Origin of the sequence: Amycolatopsis sp. WAC 04197, from assembly GCF_003947475.1 — a bacterium.
In the GTDB taxonomy this organism is placed as follows: domain Bacteria; phylum Actinomycetota; class Actinomycetes; order Mycobacteriales; family Pseudonocardiaceae; genus Amycolatopsis; species Amycolatopsis japonica.
Map to the genome: position 1 here is coordinate 353121 of NZ_QHJK01000001.1, position 22691 is coordinate 375811.

Consider the following 22691-nt stretch of genomic DNA (forward strand, 5'->3'; position numbering starts at 1 on the left):
CACACTCGTCGTCCGCCCAATCACGCGTGTCGTCCGTCCGGTCACGCGTGCCGTCCATCTGGTCCCGGGAAGAGTCCCTATGGACGATCAGTGCGTGAGGTCGCTGACGGATGTCATGAACGGCCCTTTCCTGACGAAAAACGTCAGGAAAGGGCCGTTCATGACATTTCACGCGGCCACAGCGACCGGAGCAGACTCCTCTTCGGGGTCTTCGAGGACCTTCGGCACCCCGCGCAACGTGAACAGGACGCTCACCGCCAGCACCGCCATCAACCCCGCCGAGCACAGCATCGTCACCTGCAACCCGTCGACGAACGCCAGTTTCGCGTTGGCCAGGACCAAAGCTCCCTGTTCCGGCGGTAGCTGAGCCGCGACCTGGACGGCACCGCCGAGGGTGTCCGAGATCGCCTCCGGCGGCACACCCGGCGGGATGACGAGTTCACTCCGGTACAGCGCGCCGAGCGCACTGCCGAGCACGGCGATCCCCAGCGCCCCACCGAGTTCGGTCGCCGTTTCGGAGATCGCCGACGCCGCGCCCGCCCTGGCCTTCGGCACGACGCCGAGCACCGTGTCCGTCGCGACGGTGAGGATCAGCGCCAGCCCCACGCCGAAGACGATCATCGCGGCCAGCAGATCCGTGTACACGATCGTCACGCCGATGCCCGAGTACAACGTGAACCCGACCGCCGACAGCGCGCAGCCCAGCCCGATGGTGATCGCGCGCCCGAAGAGTTTGATCCCCATGGGCGCGAGCACCCCGCCGACGATCGCGCCGCCCATCCCGGGCAGCCCGGCGAGCCCGGACTTCAGCGGTGACCAGCCCGCCACCAGCTGCAGGTACTGCGCGAACATCAGCGAGACCGCGAGCTGCGCGAACATCGCCAGGATCGTGGTGCCGACGGTCGCCGAGAACGCCCGCCGCGCGAACAGCTTCAGATCCATCAGCGGTTCGGCCAGCCGCGGCTGCCGCACGACGAACGCCAGCAGGCAGCCGAGTCCGAGCACCGCGGCGACAGCGACGTCCCAGTGCCCCCAGCCCTTGTACGCGACTTCCTTGATCGTGTAGACGATCCCGACCATGCCGGCGATCGACAGCAGCACGCTGACGACGTCGATCCGGCCCGGGGCGGGGTTCTTCGACTCGGGCAGGATCAGCGCGCCCGCGATCACCATGACCACCACCACGGGCACGTTGACCAGGAAGACCGAACCCCACCAGAAATGGTCGAGCAGGAACCCGCCGACGAGCGGCCCCATCCCGAAACCGAGGATCGTCAGCCCGCTCGAAACCCCGATCACGGCCGCGCGTTCCTTGCCGGTGAACACGTTCCGCACGATCGAGAGGGTCGATGGCATCAGCGTCGCGGCGGCGACCCCGAGCAGCGCGCGGGCGGCGATCAGGAGTTCCGCCGTCGGCGCGTACGCCGTGATCACCGAAGCGACCCCGAACAGCGACGCCCCGATCAGCAGCAGCTTCTTCCGGCCGACGCGGTCGCCGATGTTCCCCATCGTGATCAGCAGCCCGGCGAGCGCGAAGCCGTACGCGTCGGCGATCCACAGCAGTTCCGTCGTCGACGGGTGCATCTGCTCCGAAAGCGACGGCAGCACCAGATGCAGCACGGTCAGATCGATCGCGATCAGCAGCTGCGCCAGCACGCAGACCGCGACGGTGCCGATCTTGCGGCCCTTTCCGATGGTCACCGCGACACCCCGAAGGTGAGTTCCGGCGAGTGCCGCGCGGTGCCGTTCTCGCCGTCACCCAGGTAGAACCGCGTGCTGAGGGTGCGGGCCGCCGGGTCGAGGACGCTGCGCCACAACGTCCGCCACGGCGCGCCGGGCTCGACCGCGAACGACACCGCGTCGAGCGCGGCGCGCGGCCCGGAGCCGGCTTCCTTGGTGACGGTGCGGAGCCGCTCGTAGGTGCGCATGGTCTCCGGCGTGTCCTCCGGCAGCGAGTCGACGTCCGGGTGCAGGTGCAGCAGGTGGTTCGTGACGCACAGCGGACCGTCGGCCACCTCGACGAAGTACTCGACATCGTGCGCTCCGCGTTCGTACACGAAGCCGCGGCCCGAGGCGTCGGCGACGATGTAGTGACAGGGCGCGCCGTGCGCGTACTGCTTGGCGAGCATCAGCGCTTCTTTGGCCTCGTCGACGGTTTCGCAGGTGTCCAGCAGATACCGGCACACCTGCAGCACCGAGAGACCCGCCTGCGGACCGTGTTCCAGCGGCATGGCCGTTTCGACCTCGGCCATCAGCAGTGCGACGACCAAGCCGGCCTCGTTGACCCCTTCGGTCGCACCGTCCATTGTGGACATCGTGAGCGCGGTCGAGGCGATGCCGTCGTCGGGGATCGTCGTCAGGACATAGGGCCGGGACGCCATCGGCACGGTCCCGTCGTCCACCGGTTCCTCCCCGGCCAGCACCGCACCCAGCTGGGTCCAGCTCATGGTGAAGAAGTCGTAGTTCCGGCCGAGCGCGCTCCCCGTCCACAGCGCCGAGCACCCCGACCCGGCGGGCAACGCGCTCGCGTCGTCGAAGGAGACCGCCGCGTCGGCCGGGAGTCCGTAGGCCTCGGCGAACCCGGCAAGGCGTCCGGCGTACTCGGGCCAGTTCCGCGCGAACCAGGTGCGCCGCGCCCTGGCCGCGATCGGGTCGATCGCCGACGGCGACCAGTCCGAGCGCGCCTTCACCTCGGCGCCGAGCGCCCGGCCGATCTCGGACTGGGAGCCGCGCACCGTCAGATGCCGCACGGCGAGGAAGTCTTCGGGAGATCCAGCTGCGTAAGTCATGTCCGGAGGGTCTCCGCGACCGCTGACCGTCCACGCACCGAACGCTGTCAGTGTGTCATCGGAATGTCATGTGCCCCGCGCGAAAGTGACCTCACCAAGGCAACGACAAGCGAGGGAAACCATGCTCAGCAACAAGGTGTACATCATCGGCGGGGCCGTCATCAGCGTCCTCTTCGTCGCGCTCGCGATGGCCGAGTTCTCCACCGGCTACCCGGAGGACAGCCTTCAGGACCTGCTCTACGCCGTCCTGAGCGCCGGCGCCGGAGCCCTGCTGTACGTCCTCGACCGCCGTCAGCGTGAGCGTCGCGCGGCTGCCGAAACGCAGCGTGACGCCCGATGAGGAACATCGACGGCGGCTTCCTCGCCGCATCCGACCAGGCCGCGCTCCAACGCCGCGAACAGGACGTGCGCAAGGGAAAGCTCGCGCTGATGCTGACCGTCGTGGGCGGCTTCGTCGCATTGATCGCCGGTTACAACGTCTTCGCGGACTTCTCGCCGGTTTCGCTGGTGGTGACGATGCTCGGGCTGGCCGCCGCGGTCGGGGGCGGCGTGCTCACCAAACACCTGACGCGCAACGTGCGGTTCCGGGTGCACAAGCCGAACGCAGGCCTGGTCGGCGCAGCGAAACTGACCGGGCTCCTGGTGGCCTTCCTCGGGATCGCCGCCCTGCTCGGTTCGATCGAGGCACCCGGTGCGCTGCGCGTCGTCCTGATCGCCGGCGGCGTCGGCACCATCGCCTACGTGAAGTCGCTGCACGACCAGCAGTGGGTGCTCTTCGAACTGGACGCGGTGGGCGTCCGGATCGAGCGGACCGTCGTGCCATGGCGTGACGTCACCCGGCTCACCATCGATCCGGTCGGCCCCGGGATGACCCGGCTCGGCGCCGTCCCGAACAACGCGGCACCGCTGTACGTCGCGGTCCAGGACAGCGAACTCGACCACCGTCACCTCGCCGATGCAGTCGGCCGCTTCGCGCCGCAGGGGATCCAGCTGGCCGGCGGTCAGAGTTTCCCGGTCAATTGAGCGGCGCCGCGCACGCCGAGTCCCCGGCGGTAGGCCCGGTCGAAATCGTCGCCGAGCCGCTCCCGCACGGTCGTCCTGAGCAGGGCGGCGTCCAGATCGACGGCGAACGAGGTGCCCCGGATGGTCACCGCCGCCCCGATCAGGACCGCCGCCCGCTCCGCGTCGCCGCGCAGCAGCGCGACCCCGGCGAGGCCTTCGACGGCGCAGGCCATGGTGGTGCTGTCGTGCCAGCGGTCCGCCGACACCAGCGCCAGCCGGTGCAGCTCCTCGGCCCCGTCGACGTCACCCTCGGCGGCCAGCACCCAGCCGAGAGAGATCTTCGCGCCGGCACGCACCCCTTCGGCCGCGAACGAACCACCGGAACACTCCGCGAGCGCGCGCTCGCTCAACGCGCGAGCCGCCGTCAGATCGCCCTCGTGCCGGGCGAGGAACGACAGCCCGACATATCCCGCCGCCCGGCTTTCGGGCATCCCGGCCCGGCGCGCGATCTCGATGGCGAGTTCGAAATCCGCCCGCGCGCCCGCCGCGTCGCCGTGAAGCAGTTTGCTGCCGCCGCGACGGCACAGCAGGTCCGCGTTGTCGTCGGAGGCGCCGAGTTCCCGCATCAGCCGCAGGGCCTCGTTCATCGTTTCGAGGGCTTCGGCCTGCCGGTTCGTCCAGATCAGGACCTGTGACAGGTGATCGAGGGCCATGGAAAGGCCCCAGCGTTCCCCGATCGAGCGGAACGCCTGCGCCCCCTCGCGCAGGAACTCCTCCGCCGTCTCGAGATCGCCCTGCATCAGCGCGCGGAGGCCGTAGCCGGTCGGCGAGAGGGCGAGACTCCAGTCGTCGCTGTTCGCCAGCAGCACCCGGCTGCGTTCGAGCAGCGCGTCGTCGTCACCGGGCGGGCCGGTCACGACACCCATCAACAGCAGCAGCGCCGGGTTCCGGGGTGCCTTGACGAGGCTCAGCATGAGGCCTTCCACCAGCGGCAGGTGCCGGTCGAGCGCCTCATGGCCCCGCAGTCCCGCGGCGGCGGTGAGCACGCAGAGCTGGTGCTCCTCTTCGAGACCGTCCGGCGCCCGCTCGCCGAGGCGTTTGACCACCTCCAAGCAGAGCGTCGAGCCCTCGAACCGGCGGCCGCGCATCCACCAGTACGTCACCATCGAAGCCGAAAGCCGGAGCGCGACGCGCACGTCGGATTCGGCGGCCCAGCGCAACGCGGCGAGGAGATCGTCGTAGGCGGCGTCGAGGCGGTCGAGCCAGCGCAGCTGGTCACCGGTGCGCAGCATCGGATCCGCTTCCTCGGCGAGGGCGAGGAAATGCTCGGCGTGCGCGCGCCGCATCCGGTCGGCTTCGCCCGCTTCGGTGAGTTTGCCCGCGAAGAAGGCCCGGATCGTTTCGAGCATCCGGTACCGGTCGCCGCCGCGTTCGACGAGTGATCTGTCCACAAGGGACGGAAGCAGCTCCGCGGTGTCCGGCACGCCGCAGACCGCTTCGGCGTCGGCCAGCGTCGTCCCACCCGCGAAAACCGTCAGCCGTCTGCCCAGCAGACGCTCGTCCTCGTCGAGCAGATCCCAGCTCCACTCGACGACGCCGCGCAGGGTGCGATGCCTGGTCTCGGCGGTCCGGCTGCCTCGCGACAACAAGCCGAACCGGTCGTCCAGCCGGGCCGCGATCTCGCCGATCGGCAGCGTCCGCACACGCGCGGCGGCGAGTTCGATGGCCAGCGGCAACCCGTCGAGCGCGGCGCAGACCCGCTGGACGTCGCCCGCGGTGGTGTCGTCGACGGCGAATCCCGGATCACCGGCCCGCGCGCGGTCGGCGAACAGCCGGACGGCGGCGAACTCCAGCGACCGGGCGGGCGGCGTGCCCGGCGGCGGTACGGCGAGCCGCGGGACGGGGGAGACGATCTCGCCGGTGATGCCCAGCGGTTCGCGGCTGGTGGCGAGCACCCGCAGGGCCGCGGCGGCGCCGAGCAGCCGGGCGACCAGTTTCGCGGCGGCCTCGACCAGATGCTCGCAGTTGTCGAGCACCAGCAGGACCGCCCGATCGGCCAGCGCGTCGATCAGCCGGTCCAGCGGCGCGTTCTCCACCGGCGCGGTGACCGCCCCGAGCGGGACCGTCCGCAGGCCCAGGGCGGTCAGCACGGCCTGGGCGACGTCCGCGTCCTCGGTGTACGGCGCGAGCTCGACGAAGACCGCCGGAAGGTCCATCGCGGCCGCGGTCTCGATGGCCAGCCGGGTCTTGCCCGTCCCGCCGGGGCCGGTCAGCGTCACCAGGCGCGAGCGGTCCAGCTGGTCGAGCACGTGCCGGAGGTCGCCTTCGCGGCCGATGAAACTGGTGAGCTGCGCGGGAAGCGGTGCGGTCGTGGTTTTGACCGGCGGCGTCTCACCCCGCAGCACGGCCAGATGTGCGGCGGCGAGATCCGGTCCGGGGTCGGCGCCGAGCTCGTCGGCCAAGACCCGGCGGGCGTCCTCGAACGCGGTGAGCGCGTCGGCCTGACGGCCCGTGGCGTGCAGGGCGCGGATCAGCAGCGTACGCGGCCGTTCCCGAAGTGGCTGCTCGTCGATGACCTCGCGAAGCTCGGCGAGGACGTCTTCGTGTCTCCCGAGCTTCAGTTCGGCCTCGACGCGGTCTTCGATCGCCGACGTCTTCAGCTCGTTCAGCCTCGTGACCTGCGGATCGCGGAACGGCGCGTCGGTGATGTCCGCGAACGCCGGACCGCGCCAGAGACCGAGAGCGTCACGAAGCAGCTCAGCCGCCTTCGCGGCGTCTCCCGCCGCTAGAGCGCGCCGTCCTTCGGCGGCGAGCCGCTCGAACCGGTGGACGTCGACGTCGTCGCGGTCCACGACGAGGCGGTAACCCGCCGGGCTGAACTCGACGGGCGCGAGTTCCTTCAGCGCGCCACGCAGCCGCGAGACCTGCGATTGCAGCGCGTTCGCCACCCCATCGGGTGGCTGTTCGCCGTAGAGGCCGTCGATGAGCCGTTCCGCGGGGACGACGCGGCCCGCCTCCAGCGCGAGCAACGCGAACAGCGTCCGGACCCTCGGGCCGCCGACCGGGACGGTGGTGCCGTCCTCGCGGCGCACCTCCGTCGCCCCCAGAACGCCGAATCGCATGCCGTAACCCTAGGGCGTCGTTGACCTGGGCGGATCCAGCCCGCCCGAGATCGGCCGAATGGCGTCTATACACTTCGCCGGGTCCCCACGCAATGGGAGAGGTATGTCTGAGCACGAACCCGTCGTACTGGGTCAGCCGACCGTCGGCGACGAAGAGCTCGCCGCGGTGGCGGAGGTGTTCCGGTCCGGCTGGCTGGCCGGTGCCGGTCCCGCCTGCCGTCGTTTCGAGGAACGCTTCGCGAAGACCGTCGGCACCGCGCACGCCCTGACCACCAGCAACTGTGGCTCGGCACTCTTCCTCGGGCTGCGTGTGCTCGGCGTGAAGCCGGGCGACGAGGTCATCGTCGGCGACTACACGTTCCCCGCCACCGGCCACGCCGTGCTCCAGGCGGGCGCGACCCCGGTGTTCGCGGACATCCGCCCGGACGTGTGGAGCGCCGACCCGGCGTCGATCGAAGCGCTGATCACCCCGCGCACGGTCGGCATCCTCGCCGTCGACGTGGCCGGGCAGCCCGGTGACTTCGACGAGTACCGCGCGATCGCCGACAAGCACGGCCTGTGGCTCTTCGAGGACGCCGCCTGCGCCGCGGGCGCGACGTACAAGACCCGCCCGGCCGGCAGCCTCGCCGACCTCGCCGCGTTCTCCTTCCACGGCCGCAAGGGCATCACCGCGGGCGAAGGCGGCGCGCTGGTCTCGGACCGCGAAGACCTCATCGCGCACGCGCGCAAGCTGCACACCTACGGCATCGAGCCCGCCATCACCCGCGAGGGTTCCGGCGCGCTGCCGATCCCGGAGTTCCACGAGCTGGGCTACAACTTCCGGCTCTCGGACGTGCAGGCCGCGATCATGAACGTCCAGCTCGACCGCCTCCCGGACCTGCTCTCGGCCCGCCGTTCGGTGGCCAAGCGCTACCACGAGGCGTTCGAGAACCTGCCCGGTATCGACGTCCCGGTGGAACTGCCGGACCGCGAACACCCGTGGCAGGCCTACATCCTCACCGTGGCCCCGGAGATCGACCGCGACGCGCTCGCGCTGCGGATCCGCGAGCAGGGCGTGCAGTGCAACTTCGGCACCTACGCCTCGCACCTCCAGCCCATCTACGGCAAGAAGCAGACCTTGCCGGTATCGGCGGACCTCTTCGCCCGTCATCTCGCCATCCCGATGCACGCCAACCTCACCGATGCCCAGGTCGACCGGGTCATCGGGACCGTCAGCGCCGCACTGCCGAGCTAGGAGAGAAATGCCCGACAAGAAGGTCCTCTTCACCGGGGGCGGCGGTTTCATCGCCGCGCACGTCATCCCGATGCTGATCGAAGGCGGCTACACCGTTCGCGTCTTCGACAACATGACGCGCGGCGACCGCGCCCGGATCAACGAGTTCGTCGCCACCGGCAAGGTCGAACTGGTCGAGAAGGACGTGCGCTACGGCGGCGCCGTGCGTGAGGCCATGCGCGGCTGCACCCACGTCATCCACTTCGCCACCGTGTCGATCAACAAGTCGGTCGCGGACCCGCACGAGTCCATCGACATCAACATGGTCGGCAACCACAACGTCTTCGCCGCCGCGGCGGACGAGGGTGTCGAGCGGGTCGTGTTCGCCTCGACCGCGTCCGTCTACGGCGACCCGAAGCGGCTGCCGATGCACGAGGACGACGAGCTCAAGCCGCTCACGCCGTACTGCATCTCGAAGCGCGCGGGCGAGGACATGCTCGGCTTCTACGAGCGCACCAAGGGCCTGTCCTGGAACGCGCTGCGGTTCTTCAACGTGTACGGCCCCGGCCAGAAGATCGAGGCCTACTACACGTCGGTGATCAACCACTTCATCCAGCGCCTGCGCGCCGGCCAGCCGCCGATCATCGACGGCCGCGGCGACCAGTCGATGGACTTCGTGCACGTCACCGACCTGGCCCGGGCCGTCGTCGCCGCCCTCGAATCGGAGAAGGCCAACCTGCCGATCAACATCGGCACCGGTATCGACACCTCCATCGCGACGCTGGCGAAGATCCTCATCGACGCCGTCGGCGTGAACGTCGAGCCGCTGTTCAACGAGCGCGACGTGCTGGTCTCGCGGCGTGCCGCCGACATCACCCGTGCCCGCGAGATCCTCGGCTGGGAGCCGAAGATCTCGGTGGAAGAGGGCATGTACGAACTGGTGAAGGCTTCGGAGGGATGACCGCCGGGCCAGGGGAGAGCCGCCCCATGCGTATCGCCGTGGTGAACAACTTCTTCCCGCCGAGGGTGGGCGGAAGCGCGCACATGGCGGCTTCCCTGGCCGAGCAGTACGCGGCGCGCGGGCACGAGGTGCTCGCGATCACCGCCGCGTACGCCGACGCCCCGGCCGACGAGACGAAGGACGGCTACCGCGTCGTCCGCCTGCCCGCGGTGAAGATGCCGCAGCTGGGCCTGTCGATCGACTTCGACATGAGCTTCGCCTCGCTGCGGCCGGGGAACTGGCGACGGCTGCGGAAGCTGCTGGACGAGTTCAAACCGGACGCGATCCACCTGCACGGGCAGTTCTTCGACCTGTCGTGGCTGGCAGGGCGGTACGCGCGGCGGCACAAGCTGCCGATGCTGCTGACCATCCACACGCTGCTGATCAGCGACAACAAGCTGTACGGCGGCGTCTTCCGGTTCCTGGACACCGTGCTGGTGAACCCGATCCTGCGCTACCTCAAGCCGCGGTACGTCATCCTCGACAAGCTCGGCGTCGACTACTGCGTCGAGCGCTACGGCACGAGCGACGCGAACTCGGACTACTTCCCGATCGCCGTCGACACCGGGAACTTCGAGAAGCCTTTGACGAAGGATGTCCGGGCGGAGCACGGGCTCGGCGACGGTCCGGTGATCGTCTCGCTCGGGCACGTGATCCCGCTGCGCAACCGGCTCCCGCTGGTCGAGGCGCTTCCGTCCATTTTGGACAAACACCCCGGCGTGAAGGTGGTCGTCGTCGGCCGCGTGTACCACGACGTCTTCCTCAAGCGGGCGGAAGAACTCGGGGTCGCGGACGCCATCATCGTCACCGGCGCCGTGCCGAAGGCCGACGTGCCCTCGTATTTCGCGGCGGCCGACATCGTCACGCACGACCTCAACGGCGGCTGCGGCACCGCGTCGCTGGAGGCGATGCTCTCGGGCACCGCGACCATCGCTTCGGTCACCGAGGACAACTACCCGGGCATCGAACTGCGCAACGGCGAGAACATCCTGCTGGTGCGCCCGGACGACAGCGAGGCGGTGGCGAACACCGTCATCGAACTGCTCGACGACCCGGAGAAGCGGGCTTTGGTGGCACAGCGGGAAAGCGCGATGGTGCGGGCCAACTTCGGCCTCGACGTCGTCGCCGAAGAACACCTGCGTACCTTCGAGAAACTGGTGACCGAGGCCGATGTTCTTCGATGACGAGCGCAGCAACCGGCTGCGCCCGCAGATCCTGACCGAACTCGTTTCGCAGTACATGAACGACGCCGAGCGCGCTCGTTTCTACGGGCTGCCGGAATCGACGCGGGTCCGCGAACGCGTGAAGATCATCAGCCCGGAGAACCTGAAGATCGGCGAACACTGCTGGATCGGCGAAGGCGCGGCGCTCGACGCGAGCGGCGGGCTGGAGATCGGCGAGCACACCAGCATCGGCCTCAACACGCTGATCTTCACGCATTCCAGCTGGCTCGCGAACATGACGCTGCAGAACCACTCCGGCAGCGACCTCATCGAACGCAAACCCGTGAAAATCGGCAAAGGCTGCTTCATCGGCGGCCTCGTGGTGATCATGGCCGGGGTCACGATCGGCGATTTCGCCACCGTGCAGCCGAACTCCGTGGTCGCCAAGGACGTCCCGCCGCGCAGCCTGGTGGCGGGCAACCCGGCGCGCGTCTTCCAGAAGTACGACGACGAGTACATCCAGTCCGAAGTGGAGCGTGTGCGCGCCGAAAACGCTCGGCGGCGGGCGCTGGCCGAGGAACGCGGGGACACCCCTGGGTCTTGGGGTGCCCCCGCGGGAGATTTCACGGAGTAGTCAGAGCCGGTCGGCCATCAGCTTCGCCAGCGACGAGTAGACGTCGGTCCTGGTCTCGTTCATGTACAGCGTCGCGACCCGTGTTTCGCCATGGCTACGCTTTCCCACGGTCACCAGGATGTTGAGGTCCGGCCCGTCGGTGGGGATCCCGCACCACAAGGCCTGCTCGCCGATCCCGGGAAGCTGGGTGACCGGTTGCTTGCATTCCTTCGCGAGCTTGTCGATCGTGGTGCGAGGCGGCTGATTTCCGGGGATCGCCGCGACGAAGAGTTCGGCCGATCTCCCGTACTTTCCCTTGGGGTCGTCGAAGGAGCACCGGTAGGCCTTGCCGGCGCCGATCCGTTCGGCTTCGCCTTCGTTGCCGACAAGATCGTCTGATTTCCCGATCACTTGAAGGAACTCGATCGGGCTCAGCACGGGGCAGGCCGCGGTGATCTTGGCGAGGGGCACCGGTGGTGGCGTGGTGCTGGGCGTCGTGCTGACGGCCGGTTTGCTCGAGGACGACGGTGGTGCCGTCGAGGTCGGCGTCGGCTCGGTCGCGGCGCCGCTGGAGCAGGCCGCGACGGCGAACAACAGGCAGGTGGTGGTGAGGATTCCCCTCGATCTGTGCACGCGGTGAACGTATCCGAGGTGATGGGCGTTCAGCCATGCGTTTTCCGGGTCAGAGCCGTTCCGCGAGCAGCTTCGCGATCGCTTCGTAAACGTCCGCGCGGTTCTTCGGGAGATCGACGAGGGCGAGCCGGACCTGTCCGTTGCTGCGCTTGCCGACGACCACGATCGCCCTCGTGAAATCCTTGTCCTGCTCGCAATGGGCCGTCTTGTCCCCCACACCGCCGACGGTCGTGATCGGCTCGCGGCAGAACGCCTTCATCGTGTTGTCCACCGCCGTGACACTTTCCGCGCCGATCTCCGGCGCCACGGTGATGTGCAGCCGCGGCGCGCCGTCGGGCGACTGATGGATGTCCTCGTAGAGGCAGCTGTACCGCTTCTCGGTGCCTTCCACGTCCGCCGGCTGTTCCTGCGCTCGGATCTCGGCCGACGTGCCGATGATCTGCGCGAGTTCACCGACGGCGATGAACGGGCAAGCGTCGGTGACCGTGGCGGGTGACACGGGGATCGGCGTCGTGGGTGTGGCGGCCTTGAATGTCGTGGGTGTGGCGGCCTTGAACGAGGAAGACGGAGTCGTTTTCGAGCGGATCGGGATTTCGATCTCGATGGAACAGGCCGTGGCGAGGAAGAGCAGGCCGACGGTCAGGAACCCCCAGGTTCTTCTCATGCTTGAAATCTAGCTGAGCAGCGGAAACGGTGTGATCACGATCGGATGTCCCGGCACAGCGGTTGCCGCCGGGCAACTCCTCACCGTAATGGTGTGTCACTTTCCGTGGTACTACGTTCTCGGGGAAACCGTGGGAAGATGGTCTGGTGATCACCGGCGAAGGAGGAGTTCGATGAGTGTCGTGCACTGGCCTCACCGCCTCCTGACGCTCGACGACTGGACCGCGCTGCCGGAAGACCCGGAACACCGCGCAGAAGTCGTCGAAGGGGTCCTCGTCGTGTCGCCGCGTCCGTTGTTCTTCCATCAGCGTGCGGTCAATCGCCTGACGTATTGGCTCGACGAACAGACGTCACCGGAGTACAGCGCGATGGGTGAGGCCGAAATGGTCGTCGCCACTGCGCCGTTGACCGTCAGAGTGCCCGATGTACTGGTCACCTCCGCCCTCGTGGCCGACGAAAACCCGGCGAGAATCTCCGCCGCGGAAGACGTGCGGCTCGTCATCGAGGTGCTGTCCGAGGGAACCGTCCGCACCGACCGGGTCACCAAGTTCTCCGAATACGCCGAAGTCGGCATCGAGCACTACTGGATCGTCGACCTCGAAGACCCGGCGAGCATGACCACGTACCGCCTGATCGACGGCGAGTACGAGAACTTCGGCGAGCACACCGGCAAGGTGAGCCTCGATTTCGACGGCACTCCGCTCACGCTCGACCTCGACGCGCTGACCACCCGCCACGCGCAGCGCCCCTGAATGTCATGAACGGCCCTTTCCTGACGGAAAACGTCAGGAAAGGGCCGTTCATGACATTCGGCCAAGCCGCAGGGCCGCTCACGAGCCGGAACCAACGCCCTTCCCGGCCCGACTACTAGGCTCGGCGGGGGAGTTCCCCGGTGAGAAGGGTGTCTGATGAGGTTCAAGCGGTTCGGTGCGTCGTTGCTGGTCACCGGGTTGGCCCTGCTGGGCACCGCGTCCCCGGCGCTGGCCCATTCGGAGCTGAAAAGCAGTGACCCGGCGAGGGGCGCTTCGCTGGCGACGCCCCCGACGCAGATCAAGCTGACCTTCTCGGGCCCGGTCACCCTCGCCGACGAGAACCCGATCCAGATCACCGGCCCCGAGAACGCGTCGTGGACGGTCGGCCGCGCGGAGGTCGCCGGAACGGTCGTCACGGCGCCGGTCCAGGCCGTCGGCCCCGCGGGCGAGTACACGCTCCGCTACAAGGTCACCTTCGAGGACACGCACGCCACGAGCGGCTCCGTGAAGTTCAACCTCAGCGCGCCGGCACCTAGCCCGACGAGCCAGGCCCCGACGAGCAGCCCGGCTCCGGCCAGTAGCGCAGCCCCGGCACCGCAAGCCGGCGAGACCACTCCCGAAGACCTCGTGCCGTCCTGGGTGTGGATCGTCCTCGCGGTGGCCGTGGTCGTGGCGGGGATCGTCGTCGCGCTCCGGTTCGCCCGCCGGAAGGACTGAAGCAACCTTTCAGGTGGTCAACCGTCGAACGGAGATGAGGACCAGGGTGGCTCGCGGCGATGACGAGTTCGTCGAGTTCGTGCGGAACTCGGCGACGCGTCTTCAGCATGCGGCCTTCCTGCTCACCAGCGACCGCCATCAGGCCGAGGACGCCACCCAGACGGCGCTCGCCAAGACGTACGCGGCCTGGTCGCGGGTACGCCGCAAGGACGCTTACGCGTACGCGAGGCAGGTGCTCGTCAACCACGTCATCGACGGCTGGCGGCGCCCGATCCGCGAGAACGCCACGGAGGACATCCCCGAGCAGCCGAGCGGCATGGACGTCGCCGGTGCCGTCGTCCAGCGGAAATGGCTGCTTGACGCGTTGCGTACGCTCACAGACCGGGAGAGAGCCGTCGTGGTGCTCAGGCACTTCTTCGACTTGAAGGAATCCGACGTGGCGGGCGAATTGGGTGTCTCGGTCGGCACCGTGAAGAGCACCAATTCCCGCGCCCTGACCAAGCTGCGGATCACCGCGGAGGACGGAACGGAACTGATCGGGGGGCTGGGACGATGACCGACCTCGAGACGCTGCGTTCGGCTTTGCGGGAACCGCCCGCCGAAGGGTTCGCCGAGCCCGATCTCGGCGCGATCATGACCAAGGGCAGGCGTATCCGCCGTCGCCGCCGTCTCGCGACCGGCGCGGGCGGGGTCGCCGCCGCCGTGGTGACGGTGCTGGTCATCGTCGGCGCGGTCGCGCTGCGGGAGCCCGCCCAGCAGCCGCTTCCGCCCGCCGCGAGCGCGCCCGTCGCGTCCGTCCCGGCACCGGTACCGGCGCCGGCGAGCACTTCGATCACGGCGGCCCCGTCGGACGCTCCGTTCGGGGACGTGATCCCGCTCGGGTACAGGGGCGAAGATGGCCGTGAGCTGGTGATCTACGCGTCCGAGATCGACGAGCCGTCGATGCCGGACGTCCGGTTCGGTCTGCAGGTCGCGTACCGGACTGGCGCGGGGGAGTACGAGGCGCTCCTGGCCGCCAACGAATTCAAGGGTTCAGACCGGTCGTTCGGCTTCCACGCCGTGGACGGCGGCGACGTGATCCGGGGTACGTTCGTGCCGGTGTTCGGCTACTTCTCCGGTCCGGCGGTGCGGGTCACCAGCACCGTCCGCGGGAAACCGGTCGAGGCCAAGGTGATCCCGTGGAGTGAGGATCCGTCGGTCGTCATCTTCTGGTTCAACCCCGGCCAGGTGGAGTCGCCGTACGTGCTGACCCCGCTCGTCGCGTACGACGCGAAGGGCCAGCGGCTCACCAAATAACGCAATCAGTCCTCTGGATGCGGTACTTGCACACGCAACTACCGCATCCAGAGGACTGAACGCGTGAGAGGGTCAGGCCGCGGCCTGCGTCAGCACCTGGTCGACGACGGCGTGCGACGGCAGGATCAGGTCCCGCTCGACGTCCACGTCGACCTTGCCTTCGAGCAGGTCGACGAACCGGTCCAGCTGCGTCGCGAGCGGCTCGCGCGCGGTGACCAGTTCCGGGATCTCGATGACGGTCTGCTGCCGGTAGCCGAGGCCGTCCTCGGTGACCGAGTCGTGCGAGACGTGCCGGTAGATGGTGACGTCGCGGCGCAGCAGGTCGATCTCGATCATGCGGTCCAGTTCGGACACCCACAGCGAGCGGACCTTGCGCTGGCCGAGCCGGGACGCCGAAACCGTGGCGAGCCCGGACTCGAACGACAGCACCGTCTCGATGGTGTCCTCGGCGCCTTCGACGGAGCTCGGGTGGAAGTAGCCGGCACCGGAGGCGACCCGCTGCGGGGTCGCGCCGCCGAAGAACTGGATCGCCAGGTCGACGTCGTGCACCAGGAGGTCCCACGCGACACCGGTCTTGATCCGCGGGGCGTACGGGCCGTGGCGGCGGGCCATCAGGTGGATCGGCTCGTTGACCAGCGCCCGCGCGGTCATCACGGCCGGGTTGTAGCGCTCCAGGAGCCCGCACATCAGCGGGATGTCCTTCTTCGCCGAGAGCCCGACGATCTCCTGGGAGAATTCGAGGCTGTTGCACACCGGCTTCTCGACCAGCATCGGCTTGCCCTGGCCCAGGATCTCCTGCGCCAGCTCGTAATGCGCCTCGGTGGCCGAAGCGAGCACGACGGCGTCCACATCGGACAGCGAGCCGATTTCGGGCGTCCACTGGGTTTCGTAGCGATCGGCGACCTTGCGGCCCGCCTCTTCGCGCGGGTCGATCACGCGGACGAGGTCCACGCGCTCGTTCGCGGCGAGGACACGGGCGTGCAGCGAGCCCATGTTCCCGGTGCCGATGAGGGCGATCTTGTGGGTCGTCATGCGCCGAGTACCTCGCGAACCGTTTCGATGATGGTGTCCAGGTCGGACTCGGAAAGGTGCGGGTGCACCGGCAGGGAAAGCGCCTGCGCGGCGACGGAAGCGGCCACCGGGAAGTCCTCGACCTTCGCGTCGGGGATCAGCGGGTTGTTCCGGTAGCAGTCGTAGTCGAAGACGATCTTCGGGTAGTAGATCCCGTTGCCGATGCCCCGCTCGGTGAGCGCGGCGGCGAGCTCGTCACGCGAGAGGAAGGCGTGCGGGCCGACCAGCACGGTGTACTGGTGCCACACGTGTTCGCGGCCCGGCAGGACCTGCGGGATGTCGAGACCCGGGGTGCCGGCGAGGCCTTCGGAAAGACGCTTCGCGTTGGCCTGGCGGGCGGCGGTGAGCTGGTCCAGCTTCTCCAGCTGCGGGATGCCGACGGCGGCGTGCAGGTCGGTCATCCGGTAGTTGTGCCCGGCGACCTCGTACTGGTACCGGGCGCGCATGCCCTGGTTGCGCAGCACCCGCAGGCTGTCGGCCAGCCCGTCGTCGTCCGTGGTGATCACGCCGCCCTCGGCGGTGGTCACGTTCTTGGTGGCGTACAAGGAGAAGCAGCCGATCCCGAAGGAACCCGACGGCTTGCCCTGGAACGACGCGCCGACGGCCTGCGCGGAGTCCTCGATGATCTTGAGACCGTGCTCGGCGGCCAGCGGCGCGAGCTTGCCCATGTCGGCCGTCTGCCCGTAGAGGTGCACGGGCATGAGGACCTTGGTGCGGTCGGTGATCGCGGCCGCGACGGCGTCCGGGTCGATCGCGAAGTCGTCGCGCCGGATGTCGGCGAAGCGGACGGTCGCGCCGGCTTCCAGGATCGCGTTCAGCGTCGCCACGAAGGTGAACGGCGAGGTGACGACCTCGTCGCCCGGCTTCAGGTCGAGCGCCTGGATGGCGGCGACCAGCGCGGTGGTGCCGTTGTTGACGGCGATCGCGTGCTTCGTGCCGGAAACGCTCGCGAACGCGTCCTCGAAGCGCTTGACCATCGGTCCCTGTGCGATGGCGCCGGATCGCAGCACCTCGACGACGAGGTCCTCCGCGTCACGGACGTCGACCACGGTAATGGGGATCATCTGCAAGTCTCTCTCGACTGGGCGTTCTGGTGCGTCCGGTACAGTGAGCCGCCGGTTCTGCGCCCGGCCGCCCCCTCTGGCGCGGGCCACACGTTACCGGGACCGCCGAAGCGCCCATTACCCCAGGCTGCCTCCAGCCACAACGAACGGATCTTCACGTGGTGAACCGCATCCACCCGACAGCAGTCATCGGCGAGGGTGTCGAGCTCGGCGACGACAACGTCATCGGACCGTTCACGGTCGTCGTGGGCCCCACCCGGATCGGGGACGGCAACTGGATCGGCCCGCACGTGACCATCGGGACTCCCGGTGAGGACCGGGGCCGTGAGCACCCCGCGGCCTGGGAGGGCGCGCCGACCGGTGATCCCGATCACGACGGCCACGGCGTCGTCATCGGCAGCCGGAACCGGATCCGCGAGTACGTCAGCGTCCACCAGGGCACCTGGCGCACCACCACTATCGGCGACGGCGGCTACTTCCTCCGCGGCTCGCACATCGCCCATGACTGCCTGGTCGAGGACGCCGTCACGGTCGCGTCGAACGTCATCACCGGCGGCCACTGCCACATCTGGTCCGGGGCGAACCTGGGCATGGGCGCGATCCTGCACCAGCGGGTCGTCATCGGCCCCGGCGCGATGGTCGGGATGAGCTCCGCGGTCCGCAAGGAGGTGGGCGCGTTCACCATCGCCGTGGGCAACCCCGCACGGGTGACCGGCGTCAACACGGTGGGCCTGTCCCGCCGCGGCCTGGACGAGGCCGCCATCGAGGCGCTGGGACCGTGGCTGAAGGGTAAGGCCGGTCTCCCTGAGGACGGGCTGGCCGACCGGCTGCCCGGCGACCTCTCTACCTTGGTGAAGGCGTGGGACGCCCGTCCACGCGACGATCATTAGGAGTACGGACATGGCGGATGTCGCCGGCAAGCTGCGTGAGGTCTTCGTCGAGGCGCTGGACCTCGACGCCGAGGTCGACGTCGAAAACCTGAAGTACCGCGACATCGAGGCCTGGGACTCGGTCGGTCACATGGCGCTGGTCGCGGCCATCGAGGACGAGTTCGATGTGGAATTCGACACCGACCAGGTGATCGACATGTCCAGCTTCAAGGTCGCCGTCGACATGGTGACCGACCTCCAGTCCAAGTGATGCTGGACGGAAAGGTCGCCCTGGTCACCGGGGGGACCCGGGGGATCGGACTGGCCACCGTGCGGGCGCTCGCCGAGGCGGGCGCCACCGTGGTGCTGACCGGCCGCGACGAGGCGAAGGCCAAGGAAGCGGCGGCCGCGGCGGGGGCCGCGAGCGGGCTCGCCCTGGACGTCACCGACGCCAAGGCCGTGTCGACGCTGGTCCGCGGGGTGGCCAAGGAACACGGCAAGCTCGACATCGTGGTCGCCAACGCCGGGATCATGGAGGACGCGCTCCTCGGCATGATCCGCGAGGAACTGGTCGACACCACGCTGAGCACGAACGTCGCCGGCACGCTGCACACCGTCCAGGCCGCGGCCAGGGCGATGATGCGCAAGAAGACCGGGGCGATCGTGGTGCTGGCTTCGATCGTCGGCGAGCACGGAAGCGCCGGTCAGACGGTGTACGCGGCCTCGAAGGCGGCGGTGGCGAACATCGCGCGTTCGGCCGCGAAGGAACTCGGCCGGTCCGGGATCCGGGTCAACGCGGTGGCGCCCGGCGTCATCGACACCGACCTGACCTCCGGCCTGACCGAGGACGCCAAGGCCGAGAACATCGGCAAGACCCCGCTGGGGCGCCTCGGGACGCCCGAGGACGTGGCGAACGCGATCCGGTTCCTCGTCAGTGATGACGCTTCGTTCATCACCGGGCAGGTGCTGGGCATCGATGGAGGATTAGTTCTCTGATGACCCTTCTGGGTGTGGGTGCGCGACTGATCGACGTCACGAGCGGCAGGACGCTCGAGGGCGAGGAACTCGACACCGAGGTCACCCGCGTGGGTGCCGCGTTGTCGCTGCTGCCGCCTGGCGCGCTGTTCGCGCGCATGTCGGTGGACCTCTCCAGCGTCCTGAACTACCTCGGCGCGTTCGAGGCGGGCCGCGCGATCGCGCTGATCGACCCGGCGCTGGACGCCGACGTCCTGGCGGGGCTCATCGAGCGTTTCCGCCCGGCCGCCGTGCTGTCCGCGCCGGACGCGCCCGCCCCCGAGGGGTACGGCGTCTCCGACGGCCACTGGGTCCGGGAGTCCGCCGAAGGGGTCGAGCCGCATCCGCATCTCGCGGTCCTGCTGCCGACCAGCGGTTCCACCGGGAATCCTAAGCTGGTGCGGCTCTCGCGCGGCGCGGTGTACGCCAACGCCGACGCGATCGCCGAGGTGCTCGGCATCGACCGCCACGAGATCGCGCCGACCAGCCTTCCGCTGCACTACAGCTACGGCCTGTCCGTGCTGAACTCGCATCTCGTCCGCGGCGCGACCGTGGTCATCGAGCCGTCCGGCGTGCTGGGCCGCGGGTTCTGGGACGCGGTCAACGAACACAAGGTCACCTCGCTCGCCGGGGTGCCGTACCACTACGAGATGTTGCGGCGCCTCAAGTTCGACCCGGCGAAGTACCCGACGTTGCGCACGCTGACCCAGGCGGGCGGCAAGCTGCGCGACGATCTCGTCGCCCAGTTCAACGACAAGATCCGCGCGGTCGGCGGGCGGATGTTCGTGATGTACGGGCAGACCGAGGCCGCCCCGCGGATGACCACCGTCCCGGCAGAACGGCTCGCGGAGAAGCTCGGTTCGGCCGGGCCCGCGCTGCCCGGCGGCTCGTTCGCGATCCGGCGCGAGGACGGTTCCGAGACCACGCATCCGAAGATCGTCGGCGAGGTCGTCTACCGCGGGCCCAACGTGATGATGGGCTACGCCGAGGACGAGGCCGGGCTGGCCGCGGGTGACGAATACGGTGGCGTGCTGGCCACCGGCGACCTCGGTTACCTCGACGAGGACGGGTTCCTCTACATCACCGGACGCCTCAAGCGGATCGGCAAGGTCTTCGGCAACCGGGTCAGCCTGGATGATCTCGAGCACGCCGTGCGTTCGGCTTCGGTGGGGATCGACGTCGTGGCCGCCGTCCCGGCCGGGGACAAGGTCGTCCTGTTCGCTGAGTTGCCCGAGGGCGACGGAGCCAAGGCCATCTGCAAGGACGCCGCGAAGGCGTTGTCCGAGCGGCTGCACCTGCACACGAGCGGGTTCGACGTCCGCCCCATCGACACCGTGCCGTTGCTCGCCAGCGGCAAGATCGACTACCGGTCGCTGGAGGCCCAGGTATGAGCGTCTTTACGTTGTCCCAGACCGAGCGCGAGAAGCATCTGCTTCCGCAGCTCGCCGAACTGACCGCGCACCACCGCGAGAACTCCGAGGGCTACGAGCGCATCCTGTCGTCGCTCGGCATCGCGCGGGACGCTTCGTTCAGCTCCATCGCGGATCTGCCGTGGCTGCCGGTGCGGATGTTCAAGACGCACGACCTGCGCAGCATCCCCGAGTCCGAGATCTTCAAGACGCTGACCTCCTCGGGCACCACCGGCGCGGGCGCGTCCCGGATCTACCTGGACAAGGAGGCCGCCGGCGCGCAGACCAAGCAGCTCGGCGCCACCCTTCAGGAAGTCCTCGGCGGCGAGCGCCTGCCGATGCTGATGGTCGACACGATCGGCATCATCAAGAACCGCCGCTCGTTCTCCGCGCGCGGTGCGGGCGTGCTGGGCATGGCGAACTTCGGCCGCAAGCACACCTACGTGCTCGACGAGAACGACCAGCCGGACGTCGAGGCGGTCAAGACGTTCCTGGCGACCTACGGCGACAAGCCGTTCCTGATCTTCGGCTTCACCTTCATGGTGTGGCAGTACCTCTACGAGGTCGCCCGCGAGCACGAGCTGGATCTCTCCAACGGGATCCTGATCCACTCCGGCGGCTGGAAGAAGCTGATCGACCGCGCGGTCGACAACACCGAGTTCCGCCGCCGCTTCAAAGAGGACACCGGGCTCACCCGGATCCACAACTACTACGGGATGATCGAGCAGATCGGCACCGTGTTCCTCGAAGGACCGTCCGGGAACTCGCTGTACTGCCCCGATTTCGCCGACGTGGTGATCCGGAACCCGGAGACCTGGGAAGAGCAGCCGGTCGGCGAGCCCGGGGTGATCGAGGTCGTCAGCACGCTGCCGCGTTCGTACCCGGGCCACGTCCTGCTCACCGAAGACCTCGGTGTCTACAACGGGATCGACGACGGCGACTGGCCGGGCAAGCACTTCTCGGTCATGGGCAGGCTGCCCAAGGCCGAGGCCCGCGGTTGCTCGGACACCTTCCAGGGAGCGGCGGCATGAGTCTCAACCAGCGTTTTCCGATCGGCGACGCGATCGAGGTCGACAAGCTGGTCGAGGAGCTGCGGGCCGAACCCGTCGGCGGACGGCTCCGCGTCGGCGACCCGCGTGTCGTCGAATTCCTGACGAAGTTCGCGCGCAAGCTGCTCGCACCCGCGACGGCCCGTCGTTTCCCGGAGCTGGCTTCGCTGGGTTTCTTCCTGCGCAAGGGAGAGATCGCCAAAGCACTGTCCACTTTGGAGACTTCCGGCGACGCGCTGCGGTTTCCGCGCGGGCTGGTCTTCCACGTGCCGCCCGCCAACGTCGACACGATCTTCGTGTACTCATGGGCGCTTTCGGCACTGGCGGGCAACCACAACGTCGTCCGTGTCTCCTCGCGTTCGGCCGGTGCCGCCGAAACGGTGCTGGAAGCACTGAACGCCGCACTGTCCGAAGTGGACGCCGACACCGCCGCCGCGATCACCGCGACGCAGCGCATGGTCACCTACGACCGCAGCGACGCGATCAGCGGCGCGCTGTCGGTCGCCGCGGATCTGCGGGTGATCTGGGGCGGCGACGCCTCGGTCGCCGCGCTGCGCAAGTACCCGCTCGCGCCGCACGCCCGCGACCTGACCTTCCCGGACCGGTCGTCGTTCGCGGTCGCGTCGGTGCGTGGCTGGCAGAACGCCTCCGAGGCCGAGCGTCGCGGTGCCGCCGAGGGCTTCTACAACGACTCGTACTGGTTCGACCAGGCCGCCTGCTCGTCGCCGCGTGCGGTGTTCTGGGTCGGCGAAGAAGACGGCGCCCGCGAAGCAGGGCAGGAGTTCCGGAAGCTGCTCGCCGAGGTGCTGGCGACGAAACAGCACGTCACCGAGCCCGCCATGGCCGTGCAGAAGCGGGTTTCGGCGTACGGCGCGGCCGTCGACGGGCTCGTCAGCGGCATCGAGTTCCAGGGCAACGGCATCGCGACGCTGGAGCTGGCCGACCCCGCCGTCCTGCCACGCGAATGGCTCGGCGCGGGCACTTTCGCCAACGCGCGGGTCGACACGCTTTCCGACCTCGTCCCGATCGTGCTCCGCAAAGATCAAACCGTCGGTCAATTCGGCTTCACCAAAGAAGAATTGACGGAATTCGTGACGGAATTGGCCGGCCGCGGCGTCGACCGGATCGTTCCCTTCGGCTCGGCCCTGACGTTCTCCGCGATTTGGGACGGCTACGATCTGCTGACCGAGTTCAGCCGCTTGGTGACCGTACAGGCCTGACCTGCGGTGACGAGGTAGCAGCAGAGGAGGTT

General features: G+C 68.7%; 24 protein-coding genes. 17 read left to right on the top strand and 7 right to left on the bottom strand.

Annotated elements, in window-relative coordinates; genetic code table 11:
• Positions 1 to 168 precede the first annotated feature (168 nt).
• Both DMC64_RS01680 and DMC64_RS01685 read right to left on the bottom strand, forming a co-directional pair.
• A complete protein-coding gene (locus DMC64_RS01680) occupies positions 169 to 1701 on the bottom strand; it encodes an MFS transporter (protein WP_125731593.1) in 1533 nt (510 codons plus the stop codon).
• Complete coding sequence (locus DMC64_RS01685; RefSeq protein ID WP_125731595.1) at positions 1698 to 2789, bottom strand: C45 family autoproteolytic acyltransferase/hydolase; 1092 nt, start codon at positions 2787 to 2789, stop codon at positions 1698 to 1700. The genes DMC64_RS01680 and DMC64_RS01685 overlap by 4 nt, the downstream gene beginning before the upstream one ends.
• Before the next feature lie 121 nt (positions 2790 to 2910).
• Between DMC64_RS01685 and DMC64_RS01690 the strand changes: the two genes are divergently transcribed.
• A complete protein-coding gene (locus DMC64_RS01690; protein ID WP_125731597.1) occupies positions 2911 to 3129 on the top strand; it encodes a hypothetical protein in 219 nt (72 codons plus the stop codon).
• Complete coding sequence (locus DMC64_RS01695; RefSeq protein ID WP_125731599.1) at positions 3126 to 3812, top strand: hypothetical protein; 687 nt, start codon at positions 3126 to 3128, stop codon at positions 3810 to 3812. The genes DMC64_RS01690 and DMC64_RS01695 overlap by 4 nt, the downstream gene beginning before the upstream one ends.
• Here DMC64_RS01695 and DMC64_RS01700 read toward each other — a convergent pair.
• Complete coding sequence (locus DMC64_RS01700; protein ID WP_125731602.1) at positions 3791 to 6913, bottom strand: BTAD domain-containing putative transcriptional regulator; 3123 nt, start codon at positions 6911 to 6913, stop codon at positions 3791 to 3793. The genes DMC64_RS01695 and DMC64_RS01700 overlap by 22 nt on opposite strands.
• A gap of 103 nt (positions 6914 to 7016) precedes the next feature.
• Between DMC64_RS01700 and DMC64_RS01705 the strand changes: the two genes are divergently transcribed.
• From DMC64_RS01705 to DMC64_RS01720, 4 genes are read left to right on the top strand one after another with little or no spacing between them, the layout of a single operon-like run.
• Positions 7017 to 8147 carry a DegT/DnrJ/EryC1/StrS aminotransferase family protein gene (locus tag DMC64_RS01705; protein ID WP_016330652.1) on the top strand — a complete coding sequence of 377 codons (1131 nt, stop codon included), beginning with the start codon at positions 7017 to 7019 and terminating at the stop codon, positions 8145 to 8147.
• A 7-nt stretch (positions 8148 to 8154) separates the two neighbouring features.
• Entirely contained in the window at positions 8155 to 9087 is a 933-nt protein-coding gene (locus tag DMC64_RS01710; RefSeq protein ID WP_125731604.1) for an NAD-dependent epimerase/dehydratase family protein, read from the top strand.
• A 26-nt stretch (positions 9088 to 9113) separates the two neighbouring features.
• Complete coding sequence (locus DMC64_RS01715) at positions 9114 to 10310, top strand: glycosyltransferase family 4 protein (protein ID WP_125731606.1); 1197 nt, start codon at positions 9114 to 9116, stop codon at positions 10308 to 10310.
• The gene (locus tag DMC64_RS01720; protein ID WP_037333498.1) at positions 10297 to 10923 is read left to right on the top strand and encodes a DapH/DapD/GlmU-related protein; all 627 of its coding nucleotides are present in this window, start codon (positions 10297 to 10299) and stop codon (positions 10921 to 10923) included. The genes DMC64_RS01715 and DMC64_RS01720 overlap by 14 nt, the downstream gene beginning before the upstream one ends.
• Here the strand turns inward: DMC64_RS01720 and DMC64_RS01725 are convergent, their stop codons facing one another.
• Positions 10924 to 11373 carry a hypothetical protein gene (locus tag DMC64_RS01725; RefSeq protein ID WP_125731608.1) on the bottom strand — a complete coding sequence of 150 codons (450 nt, stop codon included), beginning with the start codon at positions 11371 to 11373 and terminating at the stop codon, positions 10924 to 10926. It abuts the gene before it with no gap.
• Here DMC64_RS01725 and DMC64_RS01730 point away from each other — a divergent pair.
• Positions 11354 to 11542: a hypothetical protein gene (locus tag DMC64_RS01730; protein ID WP_125731609.1), complete on the top strand. Its 189-nt coding sequence runs from the start codon at positions 11354 to 11356 to the stop codon at positions 11540 to 11542. The two genes, DMC64_RS01725 and DMC64_RS01730, sit on opposite strands and share 20 nt — an antisense overlap.
• A gap of 42 nt (positions 11543 to 11584) precedes the next feature.
• Here the strand turns inward: DMC64_RS01730 and DMC64_RS01735 are convergent, their stop codons facing one another.
• On the bottom strand, positions 11585 to 12199 hold the full coding sequence (locus tag DMC64_RS01735; protein ID WP_125731611.1) for a hypothetical protein: 615 nt from the start codon (positions 12197 to 12199) through the stop codon (positions 11585 to 11587).
• A 172-nt stretch (positions 12200 to 12371) separates the two neighbouring features.
• Between DMC64_RS01735 and DMC64_RS01740 the strand changes: the two genes are divergently transcribed.
• From DMC64_RS01740 to DMC64_RS01755, 4 genes are all read left to right on the top strand, one after another.
• Complete coding sequence (locus DMC64_RS01740; protein WP_125731613.1) at positions 12372 to 12950, top strand: Uma2 family endonuclease; 579 nt, start codon at positions 12372 to 12374, stop codon at positions 12948 to 12950.
• 156 nt (positions 12951 to 13106) lie between these two features.
• Positions 13107 to 13667 carry a copper resistance CopC family protein gene (locus DMC64_RS01745; protein ID WP_125731615.1) on the top strand — a complete coding sequence of 187 codons (561 nt, stop codon included), beginning with the start codon at positions 13107 to 13109 and terminating at the stop codon, positions 13665 to 13667.
• Between the two features lie 46 nt (positions 13668 to 13713).
• On the top strand, positions 13714 to 14223 hold the full coding sequence (locus DMC64_RS01750; protein ID WP_037333490.1) for a SigE family RNA polymerase sigma factor: 510 nt from the start codon (positions 13714 to 13716) through the stop codon (positions 14221 to 14223).
• On the top strand, positions 14220 to 14963 hold the full coding sequence (locus DMC64_RS01755; RefSeq protein WP_125731617.1) for a hypothetical protein: 744 nt from the start codon (positions 14220 to 14222) through the stop codon (positions 14961 to 14963). Before DMC64_RS01750 ends, DMC64_RS01755 begins: the two co-directional genes overlap by 4 nt.
• A gap of 72 nt (positions 14964 to 15035) precedes the next feature.
• Here the strand turns inward: DMC64_RS01755 and DMC64_RS01760 are convergent, their stop codons facing one another.
• Positions 15036 to 15995, bottom strand: coding sequence for a Gfo/Idh/MocA family protein (locus tag DMC64_RS01760; protein ID WP_037333486.1), 960 nt, complete (start codon positions 15993 to 15995; stop codon positions 15036 to 15038).
• The gene (locus DMC64_RS01765; RefSeq protein WP_125731619.1) at positions 15992 to 17098 is read right to left on the bottom strand and encodes a DegT/DnrJ/EryC1/StrS aminotransferase family protein; all 1107 of its coding nucleotides are present in this window, start codon (positions 17096 to 17098) and stop codon (positions 15992 to 15994) included. The genes DMC64_RS01760 and DMC64_RS01765 overlap by 4 nt, the downstream gene beginning before the upstream one ends.
• A 158-nt stretch (positions 17099 to 17256) precedes the next feature.
• Here DMC64_RS01765 and DMC64_RS01770 point away from each other — a divergent pair, with 158 nt between their 5' ends.
• Genes DMC64_RS01770 through DMC64_RS01795 form a run of 6 tightly spaced genes read left to right on the top strand, consistent with a single transcriptional unit; the run spans position 17257 to position 22659 of the window.
• Positions 17257 to 17988, top strand: a complete 732-nt coding sequence (locus DMC64_RS01770) for a UDP-N-acetylglucosamine acyltransferase (protein ID WP_125731621.1) — start codon at positions 17257 to 17259, stop codon at positions 17986 to 17988.
• Positions 17989 to 17998: 10 nt separating this feature from the next.
• Positions 17999 to 18238 (top strand): acyl carrier protein, encoded by a 240-nt coding sequence (locus DMC64_RS01775; protein ID WP_016330665.1) that lies wholly within the window; start codon positions 17999 to 18001, stop codon positions 18236 to 18238.
• Complete coding sequence (locus DMC64_RS01780; protein WP_199754847.1) at positions 18238 to 18963, top strand: SDR family NAD(P)-dependent oxidoreductase; 726 nt, start codon at positions 18238 to 18240, stop codon at positions 18961 to 18963. Before DMC64_RS01775 ends, DMC64_RS01780 begins: the two co-directional genes overlap by 1 nt.
• Positions 18963 to 20372 carry an AMP-binding protein gene (locus tag DMC64_RS01785; protein ID WP_125731625.1) on the top strand — a complete coding sequence of 470 codons (1410 nt, stop codon included), beginning with the start codon at positions 18963 to 18965 and terminating at the stop codon, positions 20370 to 20372. The genes DMC64_RS01780 and DMC64_RS01785 overlap by 1 nt, the downstream gene beginning before the upstream one ends.
• On the top strand, positions 20369 to 21421 hold the full coding sequence (locus tag DMC64_RS01790; RefSeq protein ID WP_125731627.1) for an acyl-protein synthetase: 1053 nt from the start codon (positions 20369 to 20371) through the stop codon (positions 21419 to 21421). The genes DMC64_RS01785 and DMC64_RS01790 overlap by 4 nt, the downstream gene beginning before the upstream one ends.
• A complete protein-coding gene (locus tag DMC64_RS01795) occupies positions 21418 to 22659 on the top strand; it encodes an acyl-CoA reductase (RefSeq protein ID WP_125731630.1) in 1242 nt (413 codons plus the stop codon). Before DMC64_RS01790 ends, DMC64_RS01795 begins: the two co-directional genes overlap by 4 nt.
• Positions 22660 to 22691 lie beyond the last annotated feature (32 nt).